At 37.9% G+C, this 11,900-nt stretch carries 12 protein-coding genes; 1 reads left to right on the forward strand and 11 read right to left on the reverse strand.

Features of this window, described 5'->3' with window-relative positions; all coding sequences use genetic code 11:
• Positions 1 to 35 precede the first annotated feature (35 nt).
• From OSO01_RS08115 to rpsN, 7 genes are all read right to left on the reverse strand, one after another.
• Entirely contained in the window at positions 36 to 1,217 is a 1,182-nt protein-coding gene (locus tag OSO01_RS08115) for a GTP-binding protein (protein WP_147209923.1), read from the reverse strand.
• On the reverse strand, positions 1,214 to 1,768 hold the full coding sequence (gene dcd, locus OSO01_RS08120) for a dCTP deaminase (RefSeq protein ID WP_147209924.1): 555 nt from the start codon (positions 1,766 to 1,768) through the stop codon (positions 1,214 to 1,216). The genes OSO01_RS08115 and dcd overlap by 4 nt, the downstream gene beginning before the upstream one ends.
• 22 nt (positions 1,769 to 1,790) lie before the next feature.
• Complete coding sequence (locus tag OSO01_RS08125) at positions 1,791 to 2,981, reverse strand: GTP-binding protein (RefSeq protein ID WP_077603959.1); 1,191 nt, start codon at positions 2,979 to 2,981, stop codon at positions 1,791 to 1,793.
• 18 nt (positions 2,982 to 2,999) lie between these two features.
• On the reverse strand, positions 3,000 to 4,673 hold the full coding sequence (locus OSO01_RS08130; RefSeq protein ID WP_186813588.1) for a nucleoside recognition domain-containing protein: 1,674 nt from the start codon (positions 4,671 to 4,673) through the stop codon (positions 3,000 to 3,002).
• Positions 4,667 to 5,776, reverse strand: coding sequence for an NAD(P)/FAD-dependent oxidoreductase (locus OSO01_RS08135; RefSeq protein ID WP_147209926.1), 1,110 nt, complete (start codon positions 5,774 to 5,776; stop codon positions 4,667 to 4,669). The genes OSO01_RS08130 and OSO01_RS08135 overlap by 7 nt, the downstream gene beginning before the upstream one ends.
• Before the next feature lie 45 nt (positions 5,777 to 5,821).
• A complete protein-coding gene (locus OSO01_RS08140) occupies positions 5,822 to 6,787 on the reverse strand; it encodes a CobW family GTP-binding protein (protein ID WP_147209927.1) in 966 nt (321 codons plus the stop codon).
• A gap of 162 nt (positions 6,788 to 6,949) precedes the next feature.
• Positions 6,950 to 7,219 carry a 30S ribosomal protein S14 gene (gene rpsN, locus OSO01_RS08145; protein WP_147209928.1) on the reverse strand — a complete coding sequence of 90 codons (270 nt, stop codon included), beginning with the start codon at positions 7,217 to 7,219 and terminating at the stop codon, positions 6,950 to 6,952.
• 605 nt (positions 7,220 to 7,824) lie between these two features.
• Between rpsN and OSO01_RS08150 the strand changes: the two genes are divergently transcribed.
• Entirely contained in the window at positions 7,825 to 8,466 is a 642-nt protein-coding gene (locus OSO01_RS08150) for a helix-turn-helix transcriptional regulator (RefSeq protein ID WP_147209929.1), read from the forward strand.
• A 203-nt stretch (positions 8,467 to 8,669) separates the two neighbouring features.
• Here OSO01_RS08150 and OSO01_RS08155 read toward each other — a convergent pair whose 3' ends face one another.
• The 4 genes from OSO01_RS08155 to OSO01_RS08170 all read right to left on the reverse strand — a co-directional run bounded on the left by OSO01_RS08155 (position 8,670) and on the right by OSO01_RS08170 (position 11,397).
• Positions 8,670 to 9,227, reverse strand: coding sequence for an NADPH-dependent FMN reductase (locus OSO01_RS08155; protein ID WP_147209930.1), 558 nt, complete (start codon positions 9,225 to 9,227; stop codon positions 8,670 to 8,672).
• Positions 9,228 to 9,502: 275 nt separating this feature from the next.
• Positions 9,503 to 9,976 (reverse strand): DUF2621 family protein, encoded by a 474-nt coding sequence (locus OSO01_RS08160; RefSeq protein WP_147209931.1) that lies wholly within the window; start codon positions 9,974 to 9,976, stop codon positions 9,503 to 9,505.
• A gap of 112 nt (positions 9,977 to 10,088) precedes the next feature.
• The gene (locus OSO01_RS08165) at positions 10,089 to 10,328 is read right to left on the reverse strand and encodes a ferredoxin family protein (protein ID WP_147209932.1); all 240 of its coding nucleotides are present in this window, start codon (positions 10,326 to 10,328) and stop codon (positions 10,089 to 10,091) included.
• Positions 10,329 to 10,413: 85 nt separating this feature from the next.
• Positions 10,414 to 11,397: an NAD(P)/FAD-dependent oxidoreductase gene (locus OSO01_RS08170; protein ID WP_147209933.1), complete on the reverse strand. Its 984-nt coding sequence runs from the start codon at positions 11,395 to 11,397 to the stop codon at positions 10,414 to 10,416.
• Positions 11,398 to 11,900: the final 503 nt, after the last annotated feature.

Consider the following 11,900-nt stretch of genomic DNA (forward strand, 5'->3'; position numbering starts at 1 on the left):
CTCTTTATATCCATTAATTTTTTTGTGAAAAATACTTATATAACCGGAAAGGCAGGCAATTCATCAACAAATGAAGAAATAGCCTCTTTCTCTTCTTCCTTCGTCACCAAGCAATCATCCAACGAACGAATAATCCCTTCCTTATCCATATCACTGCCAATAAAAACAAGCTCTGTCATTCTGTCCCCGGTCTGTTCATCCCAGTCCTCAAACAAAGATGGATCTTGGACTCTTAACGCTTTCTGTTCCGCTTCAGAATAGCTTGCCAGCCATCTGCCTGCTCCTTCCAGCGTCATCATAGAACCTGCCTGGGATAAAAACCCTGCTACATCATTTCTGGTGACTAACCAGAAAAAGCCTTTGGCCCGGAGGATCTCTTCAGGCCAATTCTCCAGCCATGCCTGAAAACGTTCTGGATGGAACGGTTTTCTGCTTCGATAGACAAAGGAGCTGATACCATATTCTTCTGTTTCCGGTATATGCTCTTCATTTAATTCTTTGATCCAGCCGGCTCCATGCTTTGCTTCTTCAAAGTCAAACTGGCCAGTTTGGAGCACTTCCAATGGATTAACCTGTCCATACGTTGCCGAAATAAATTTTGCTTCCGGATTCAGTTTATAGAGCAGGCTTTTTAATGATATTATATCCTCATCAGACATCTTATCTGTCTTATTTAAAACAATCACATTGGCAAATTCAATTTGGTCTACCAATAAATCAACGATTCCTCTCTCGTCATCATCAGAAACCTCCATCTGGCGGTCCATTAACAGATCCTCTGATTGATAATCTCTCCAAAACTGATGTCCATCTATCACCGTTACCATCGTATCAAGCTGGAAAAAGGTATTTAAGTTTATCCCTAATTCGTCATCAGCATAAACGAAACTTTGGGCAACCGGGATCGGTTCTGATACACCGCTCGATTCAATTAACACATAATCGATATCGAGTTTAGCCAGTTTTTCAAGCTCAACAATTAAATCCTCCCGCAAGGTACAGCAGATACAGCCGTTTGTCATCTCCACCATATTTTCTTCTGTTCTGACAAAGCCGCCTTCCTTTACTAATTTCGCATCCACATTAATTTCACTCATATCGTTGACGATAACTGCTATTTTAAGTCCTTGCTGATTTTGGAGCAGATGATTGAGCAGGGTTGTTTTCCCTGCTCCTAAAAATCCGCTCAAAACTGTTACTGGAATTTTCTTGTTCATTCTTGTTGCTCCTTTCTTTCGCGGTCCATATATACCCGGCTTGGGGTTGTCCCCTTTTGAAATAAATATTTTCCGCTATATCCCTCTGTTTCCTGATCCACCTCAGCAATAACCAGCTGACACACACGCATTCCCGCTTGCAGCTTGACAGGTACACGGTTCGCATTAAATAATTCCAGCGTAATTTGTCCGGAAAAGCCGGGATCAATCCAGCCGGCATTTTGAATAAAAACACCGAGTCTGCCGATAGAGCTTCTTCCCTCCACAAAAGCAGTTAAATGACCGGGTAAACCGATGTGCTCCAGAGTAGTTCCCAGCATAAAGGATTGCGGCGGAATAGTTATTGTTTCTTTATCCGCTATTTCTATTTCCTGATAATTTGCCGGCTTATCAATAGATAAATAAGGAGTGGATATATCATCAACGACTAGAAATTCCGTCCCTAACCGCAAATCAACAGAGGCCGGCTGAATACTTAATTCCTGAAAAGGAGTAATGGACAGCTGGTTGTCATATACATACTGCTTTATCGTTTGTCCTGATAAAATCATCTATTTAAAGCTCCTTTCCCTTTTAAGATAGCTGCCAAGGAAATGGATTTCTGAACCTCGACCAATCCTCACTCATTTCTGACTCACTCAACAAGCAGCGTTCTAAATCCTCCGTTATCTGCTCACGATCCAAATCCATTCCGATGAAAACGAGCTTGGTATGGCGGTCTCCAAATTCCGGATCCCACAAATCTCTAACCTCCGGATTGTGCTCCAATATTTCCCGCTGTTGGACTTTTGGCAAGGAATCGACCCAATAAGCTAACGGCTCTACCTCGACAGAAGGGCCTGCCTGCGACAATAATAAAGCTAAATCATTATGTGTCGCACACCAGATAACGCCCTTCATCCGGACGATTTCTCTTGGTAAATCCTGATACCAGCTTACAAGTCTTTCCGTATGGAATGGCAATCTGGATCGATATACAAAAGAGCTGATTCCGTATTCTTCTGTTTCCGGCGTATGATTTTCAACTCCTGCATTTAATTCCTGCAGCCACCCTGCCGATTCACTGGCTTTCTCAAAATCAAATAAATTGGTATTAACGATTTCTTTTAAATCAACATTACAATGCTCGGTACGGATAATTTTTGCCTCCGGCTGTAAGGTACGAATGACTTTCTCCAGCTTTTCTAAATCTTCCTCTTTGACTAAATCCGTTTTATTGAGAATAAGTACATTACAGAATTCAATCTGATCAATTAATAAATCAGCAATATTTCGTTCATCAACATCACTGACCGCCTGCTTTCGGTCAAGCAGTGAGTCCCCTGAACCAAAATCATGCCAGAAACGGTTCGCATCGACAACGGTAACCATTGTATCCAGACGGCAGTATTGTGTTAAATCAATCCCCATCGTATCATCAATATAAGAGAAGGTTTGCGCAACCGGAATCGGTTCACTGATGCCAGAGGACTCAATCAGGATATGATCGAACTCTCCCTGTCTTACCAGCTTCTCAACCTCCACTAATAAATCCTCCCGCAAGGTACAGCAAATACAGCCATTGGACATTTCGACCAGCTTCTCTTCCGTACGTGAAAAACCGCCCTGCGTTTGAACCAGCTCACTATCAATGTTGACCTCACTCATGTCATTGACGATGACCGCCACCTTTAACCCTTCCCGGTTATGTAAGACATGGTTTAATAAAGTTGTTTTTCCGGCTCCTAAATAGCCGCTTAACACCGTAACAGGAATCTTCTTCATTTGCTTGTCCTCCTCTTTTTAAAATAAGAAATATAATCCTCCCGCAAGAATCGCTGCACTTACAACACTTGTCAGCATCTGCTTTCCGCCAATAGACAAGGAAGTTTTCCAGCCAAGCTCTCTGCCAATTGTAAATAACGTGACCAGACAGGCAGAAAGTGTCGATGCCAAATAAACCAGGATAAAAATCTGACTGAGGGACATATCCATTAATAAACTGCCCTGTCCCACATTTAAAACAAGCAGGCCATCTTTTCTGATAAAAGAAAAGATCAATCCTGGAGCTGCCTCTACAGGCAGGGCGAACAAATATAATATCGGTGCGGCAAGCCAGCTGAAAACAGATAATACACCTACTGTCTGGAGTACAGATGCAACCAGACAGATAACTAAAAATATCGGCATCGCCTGCAGCAAAAATTGTTTAATTGACCCGGCAACCTTCCAGGCAAACGCCTGCCAGTTTATTTTTTGAATATAAGGAAGCGGAGCAATACGGGTCAGTTCATTTGCCTCATCCCGATTCCAAATTCTTGTGTGAATTGCTCCGACGATAAATAAGATAAATAAATAAGGAATAAATAAAAGTGGAGCATGGGCTGCATTAAAGATAGACAGCGTTGCTCCGATTTGATAACTGCATGCAGAGCCAAATGCAATCAGCGAAACACAAGAAGTACGGGTACAGCTGCTGCAGCCTCGGGTTTGGAAAACAGCGACAACATTGCAGCCGAAGCCCGTGATAACAGGAAGTAAATCCCTGCCTGTCAAACCAATTTTACGAAGCCAGGGATCCAGCGCATTCGTTACATGCTCCTGTATGCCCGTTTCCTCTGTCAAGCTAGTCATGATGCTAATTAGCAAAACAACAGGAAAAGCCCAGAGGAATGAATAAGATCCCAGCGTAATTAATCCGTAGTCCCCTATAAAAATATCAGCTAAAAACGGAGGTGCTTGTCCTACCCAAGAGGTAATTGGGTCAAGCACATACTGATCTGCAATAGGCACCAGCCAGCTGACAAATAGATAGGCACCGAGTACAGGGAGTGCAAACATTGCCAGAATAAATAAACAAGCAACTAACGGCCCTGCAATGGGCAGACGAAATATTGGAATTAACTGGTTAACGGGATGGGGAGAGTCAGGGAGAAAAGAAAGAATGCTCTTCGAAGCTCCCCAAACCCTTGCTTCCCCAATACATGTAATGATTTCTTCCTGCATTCTTTCATTCAGCGCTCTTGCATTGACCCAGACAACAGGGACCTGTAATAATTCCCGCACCCGCTTTTGTTCAGCTTGGGTCGGAAGGTGTTTATCACTATGTGTTGCAATAATTGCCACCTTTCTCCCTTTCAAATCCAGTTCCTCATACAGATCCGTCACTTCTTCTTTCAAATTGGTCGCTTTCACTACTAATAAAATCGTTTTCTCCTCTTGAAAATGATCTAAAGTAAGCTGCGTATTTTTACTGTCTATATCCAATTGTAGTCCAGGTAAATCCGTTAACTGAATATGAGGATTTAATTTACAAAAAGCTTCTAAAGCAGCAGTTGTCGACCCTTTCACATTTCTTGCCAATGCACTTTTTTCACCAGTTAATTCCCGGAACAGACCGGATTTCCCGACCGATTCAAACCCTATCAGCAATACTTCTGTTTGATTTAAAGAAGAAACCTCGCTGTAATCTAGCATTGACACATTTCTCCGCATGATGAAAGATCATCTAAATAAAAGTTTTCCTGTTTATACATATCTAAAATAGATAAATCTAAATTTAAATTCCTAGCAATTGTTTCGGAAATGATTGCATAGCGCTGGCGGAATTTATAAATATAACAGAAAATATGACTGTCATGCCGTAATTCCGGCCCTGCTAAGAACAGACCAGATGTCATAACCGATTCATCCGTCTCATTAACGAGTACTTCATCATGCTTCCCGCGGTTGACTAAATTTTCAATCAGAGCTGTACTCCCCTTAAAACCTGTTGCCAGGATAGGCTTTTCTGGAGTGAAGTACGCTTTTCCATCTTTCGTATATACATCATATCCAGAGGCATTTTCTGCAATCCCGGTTACTGCTGTATTGCCCACAACAGTTATTAAATTTGCATTAATTAAAGGACGTACCCGATTATAGGTATAGACAGACAAAGCAATACTTGGATCACTGGTATCCTGCTCCCATGTATTCGTCCTGGCAATAACGGTAGACTTTTTACCAAGCTTACCTAATTGATAGGCAGCATCCATACCACTTTCATACCCGCCGATAACGATAAAGTCATCTCCGTCTACTTCTTCCCACGATGAAACCAGACTATTATGCATCGCAAGTTCTGCGCCTGGAAAAGGTCTTAAATTGGGATATTGGTATTGACCAGCTGCCCAAACCACATAACGGCTCTGATAAAGACCAGCTGATGTGTCCAGCGAAAATACAGAACCTTTCTTGTTTACATGCTTCACTTGAACACCTTTTTTAATTGGGACGGTGAAATGCTCGGCCAGTAAATTCAGATACTTTGCATAATCGGCTCCAGTAGGATGCTCCGAATCAAGCGTATAAGCTGGTGAGGTTTTCGGAGCTATCGCATTTAAGTCTGTTTGTCCAAACCCTTGTGCTGGAAAAGAAGGTGTAATAAATCGCATTTCCTTTGGCCAGCTCAAAAAAGAAGCCCCGATATCCTCTTTTTCTAAAACCAGACAGGATGCATTCATTTGCTTCAAGATAGACGCAACACCAATACCTGAAGGGCCAGCCCCTACAATAATGACATCATATATTTTTTTCATCGTCGCCCTCCTAAAACGTAATCATTACGGTTATAACCCCAAAAATTAAGCAAGGCAATATTGAAAGCCTTTTTCCAATTCTTCCTGGTCAAGATGCTTTCCAATAAATACAACCTCGCTTTGCCTTTTTTCACCCTTCTTCCATATATCGCCCTCAGTCCCTGCAAACAGCATATGCACTCCTTGAAACACAACTTTTTTATCAAGCTGTTTAATGGAAAGCACACCCTTGTAGCGGTATAGACTTTCTCCTTTTATACGGACCAGATAGGCAAACCATTTATTCACTTTATCCAAGTCGAGCGGACGGTCTTCCTGGAATACAAAGGATGTCACCTGATGATTATGATGATGGTGATGTGTTTCTTTTAAAAGATTAGGATCAATGTTCAATGCATGATCTAAATCAAAGGATTTTTTCCCTATTAAATCTTTGGTTTCTACATTTCCATAAGTCGTATGAAACTGCTTTGCATTTGGATTCATTTGCAAAAGCTGCTGTTCGAGCTCCCTTTTTTCAGCTTCTGAAATCAGGTCTGTCTTATTTACAAGCAAAACATCAGCAAAAGCAATCTGCTGCGCCGGCTCTTCTTCCTGCAGGTGCTGCCCGATATGCTTGGCGTCTACCATGGTAATCACACTGTCGATTTCAAAGGAATCTGCAGTCTTCTCATCCATTAAAAAGGTTTGGATAACCGGAGCAGGATTAGCCATGCCTGTTGTTTCAATAACAACACGGTCCAGCTTGTCTTCCTGTTTCATTAAATTATCTAATAAGTTAATTAAGTCGCCCCGTACATTACAGCAAATACAGCCACTGTTTATTTCAATAATTTCTTCTTTTGTTGATACCACCAAATGACTGTCAATCGAAGTGTCTCCAAATTCATTAATAATGACTGCAACCTTTTGATCAGAAAGGTCATGTAACAGCTTATTTAGCAGCGTTGTTTTACCAGCGCCCAGAAAGCCGGTTAAAATAGTTACTGGAATGGGTGTCTTTTGTGACAATACTTTCCCTCCTTATGCATCACGTAAGTATGTACATGAAAGAAAATGTATCCTATCGCCAATCATGGACGAAAGCTTCATTTTCCTTCATGCCCTTTATGGTCTTGTATTGTAATAATAATGTGATGACATGAATGATGCCATCCTGTTTCACAATGCCTTTTACCAGCTTGCTTTTTTCACGCCGGGTACTTGTCCTTTATGCGCATAGTCTCTAAAAGCAATACGGGACATGCCGAATTTACGCATATAACCGCGCGGTCTGCCTGTTACTTCACAACGGCTTTTTAAACGTGTCGGTGAAGAATCCCGGGGCAGCTTACGAAGGGCTTCATAATCCCCTTTTTCTTTTAACTCTCTTCTTATTTCAGCATATTGTTCAACCATTTTCTGGCGTTTTTTCTCTTTTGCAATTTTAGACTTTTTAGCCATTCTAAACTTACTCCTTTCGAGGTTAACTATTTATTTTCTATTTCTCAACATTTCAAATCGTAACGATTACGAATAAAATTCATTATAAACTATTTTGTTATTCGTGTAAACAGTAATTATTATGATTTACATTTTAATTTAATCCCCTCTCTAAAACGTTTAAAAACCCAAATGAGGGCAGTTGATTAATATAACTGCCCTCATTTGGGTTTTTATTTCTAAATAGACCAATAACGATAGTATTTCATTAGTTTCAAAGAGAATTTTACTGTAATACGTCTCTAATATAGCTGTTGCATTCTCTATTGCCTTATAGTCTTTTTCCAAACATTACTAGAATATATTGATTATTCTCTTCATCTAAATAGTAGGTATCGAGATTTTAATATGGTACTTATTAATGATTAAAACTTATAATAATTATAAATTTTTTGTTAAACAAACTATATAAAGGTAATACTAAACAGGATAAAGTTTTAATTATTATCGATTGTGTAGTATAATTAACTATTAAAATATAAATTTTAAAAAATAATAACAAAAGCTATTTTTAAGTGAAGACAGCTTTCATTATTACTTTAAATCAGGAGTGAGGTACTCATGATATGAATATTACACAAAAAACAACAAAGGATAAAATACTTGATTATCTAAAAAAGGAAAAATCTTTAGCAGTCAGCGACTTAACTAAGTTATTAGATATGACACATATGGCTATAAGAAAACACCTTAATATACTAGAACGTGATGGTTTAATTAAAAGCAAAGAAGTGAAACAGCCTATAGGAAGACCTTCGCAAATGTATTCTTTAACAGAAAGAGGAGAGGGTCTTTTCCCTAAAAACTATGAAGGAATCAGTGTTGAATTCCTTTATGATATTAAAGATATTTATGGAGAAGAAGCTATTCGGAATCTCTTTAATAGAAGAGAGCAGCGGTTAACAAATGAATATATAAAAAGAACCCATCAAAAATCAAATCACGATAAAATAAATGAACTCTCTAAAATTCAAACTGAAAAAGGTTATATGACAAATTTATCTCAAATAGGTCAAAACAAATATGAACTTATTGAGTATAATTGTCCGATTTTTGCAGTGGCAAACGATTTTAAAACTGCCTGTACTTGTGAGACACAAATGTTTAAGAACGTATTAGGAACGGATAATGTAAAGAGAGTTTGCTGTAAAAGCGATGGAGATAATTATTGTAAGTTTCTGGTTGATTTTTATAAGGCTAATGAATAATTCTTCATTACAGAACCATTTTAAGAAAATATGAGAACTATAAAGGATTGGGCTGTATTATAATACAGAACCAATCCTTTATTTTACTTTATGCATTGTTAATTATTTTGAAATTTGCCTTCTAAAATGCCTTCTGTTTCTTTATAAAAATTACCTTTATTCTTTGGATATCCCAAAAACCAAGGTGCTTAAGATAGTAAATTTTAAATAAAAGAAGTAGTCTTTGTATGTTTTTGCATAAAGTCAACATAGTTAACCAGTTCATCGGATAATTTATGTAATCGATCAATCACATTTTGATTTGTTATTATATAATTTGTATAATCTTTTTCTTCGATAAATACATATTTAGGAATCACCCTTGCATGCATGTAGTGAAGAATTGGTTTTACATGTTGTTCTGGAACCAGATAATGCTTAGCTGTACCTGCTGTTGCCAGGAGCCAGACTATTTTATTTTGAAATGCATCCATGGGCAATAAATCGAAAATATTTTTTAGTGTACCTGGGATAGAGGCTTGAAAAACAGGCATTCCAATTAAATACCTATCTGCTTGCATGATTTTTTTCAATACAATATCTGTATCGCCCGTATAATCTTGATACGGACGACCATCACTAAAAACAATATTGTATTCCTTTAAGTCAATAAGCTCTATATCGACTTCTGTATATGCCTTTTGAATATAATATAAAGCTTGTTTAACAGCAATCCTTGTTTTCGAACCAACTGTAGAACCTGAGATACCAATTATTCTCATGGAACAACCTCCTAAATTATCCACTCTGTCGCCAATGTCTTATAAAGTGAAACTTCATTCAGTGGGGTTTTCTTTTCATCCCCCACTGTTTGTTAGTTGAACGAATCGGGCCGTTACTGGCTGTTGGATCTCCCACTTAGAAATAACAATTTTTCTTCATTTCTTGAAGTGGGAGTCTTACAAAAGCTCTTCGACGGGCGAGTAATTGCAAATGTTTTTCGGTGGGGCGAGTAATCGCAGTCCCAGCCAGTTACACTGCGATAAAATATATTTTCTCAAGATTTCTTTTTTTTATATTTTTCTTGCCAGTTTTCGCGGTAACTATCCTTGGATTGCAGGAAATAAGGTTCATATGGTGTTGTATCAATATTATTTTCTTGAAGTTTTTTACGAAGATATGTATGATCTCGTTTAGGTGTTGCTAGAATGTAGCCTTCAATTAAAGTAGAACGTGTAATTAATTCTTCCTGTTTTTGAATAGATAATTCTCCAATTTTACTAGCGATTCTCTGTTTGGCAACATCTCTAAAAAGTTCAGGGACAGGGGAGACTAATTCCTCCAACAAGACTTTTTCTGATTGAGTCCATTTATGCAGTGTTAGCTCCATATAATATTCTTCCCAGTCCATAGCAGAACGTCCATCTTCTTTTGGAAGGCGTTTTAAAAACTTACGAAACATGAAAAAACCACCGATTGCCATCAACCCTATTAACAAACAACCCCATAATATGATGATAAGTGAAATCATTGTGCACCTCATCCTTCAGCATCCAACTAAAATTACGCACTCGTTTTTTAAAAAGGATATTATAGTTTATTTATCTGTTCACAAAGTAATATTGAATATTTTGTGTAAGTTTTTAACTGCTAGCAAAAAATTCTTCAGCTTCTTCCAAATATTTTTCTTGACTAGGCGTTAAATCATATTCTTCCTCAATTGCAGATACTGGACAAACTGCTTTACATGCTCCGCAATCTATGCAAACATCTGGATCAATATAGAATTGTTTAACGCCTTCTTCTATACAGTCAACAGGGCAGACACTAACACATTCTCCAGATTTTTCACCTCTGCATGGATCAAGAATAACAAAAGCCATTGGTAAAAACCTCCTTATTTGTATGTATTAAATCTAATCTAGTGATTTTATTCTTCTAATTACTCAATCATCATGATATTTTACTTTAAAACATTGCAGTTGAGTGTTTCGGCTGAATTCTTGCTTTTGGATCGATGTAATTTTTAGCATTATTAATCGCTGTCGGCCCTTCACCAAATCCCGTTGCAATCAGTTTGACTTTTCCATCATACGTACAGATATCCCCAGCAGCGTATATTCCCGGAATATTTGTCTCCATTTTAGAATTCACAACGATACTATTTTTTTCAATCTCTAATCCCCAGTTTTTAATTGGTCCGAGACTGGATATGAATCCATAGTTACAGATAACCTCATCGACTTCTAATTCAATCAATTCTTCTTCTTTTATCTTCTGTAAGATAAGCTTTTCAATTTTATTATTTGCTACGATTGCTGTAGGAGCATAAGGGGTGAGTTTTTCTACAGTAGATGCATCTAATTGCTCAACACTATGTTCATGGGCGCGAAATTGGTCGCGACGGTGAATCAATGTCACTTTAGAAGCAACTTTCTCAAGCATTAATGCCCAGTCAACAGCTGAATCTCCACCGCCTAGAATAGCCACATGCTTGTCTTTATATTTATTCATATTCGTCACATAATAATGTAAGTTTGTATTTTCGTAGGCTTCGCTGTCTCCTACATTTAATCTTCTCGGCTGAAATGCACCATTGCCAGCCGTGATAATCATTGTTTTTGTCAGATGCACTTCCCCGGTATTGGATACAAGACGGAAGCTGTCATCTTCTAAACGTTCTATCGTCTCAATAGCCTGTCCAAGCACAATTTCAGAGTCAAATAAATTAGCTTGTTCCTCCAATTGATTGACAAGCTCCTGTGCACGGACTTTTGGAAATCCTGCAACATCATATATATATTTTTCTGGGTAGAGTGCCGTTAATTGTCCCCCAGTATGAGGGAGGCTTTCAATTATTTTAACACTAGCTTGACGCATACCGCCGTAAAAGGCTGTGAATAAGCCAGTGGGTCCAGATCCAATGATCGTTACATCAAAAACTTTCTCCATACAATACCTCTTTTCTTTACGAAGCTTTTTCTAACTCTAGAATAATACTTCCGTTAGTTCCATTAATTAAAGACGTTCAAAGTGCGAATGAAAAGATTTTTGAAAGAGTAATACATTAAAACTCACTAAATCAATCTGGCGGTATTAATGATTCTCAGATTTTCCTGTGTAGTTTAGTACAATAATGATCTATTCAGTTCAGTATTTCTTATATATTATGTAATTATTTTCCTGAAAATTGAATTACTGAATAAAAATAGTGGCTCTTCACCAAAAATATTATTTAAATTTACAAGTACCTTATTACACTTTTTATACCATGAAGTATAATAATAGTGAATTATAAAGTCAAGACACATGCCTGAATGTATCTTAAAAATTATTTTTTTGGGTCCTATTTTCTAATGCTTGCATTGAAGTTTTTATACTTAAAGGTTGAAAAAGTATGTAAAATCATATAAACTGAAAATTATTAATAAATATTTAGGAGGAGTTACATATGA

This window comes from Oceanobacillus sojae, from assembly GCF_007991515.1.
Taxonomy (GTDB): domain Bacteria; phylum Bacillota; class Bacilli; order Bacillales; family Amphibacillaceae; genus Oceanobacillus; species Oceanobacillus sojae.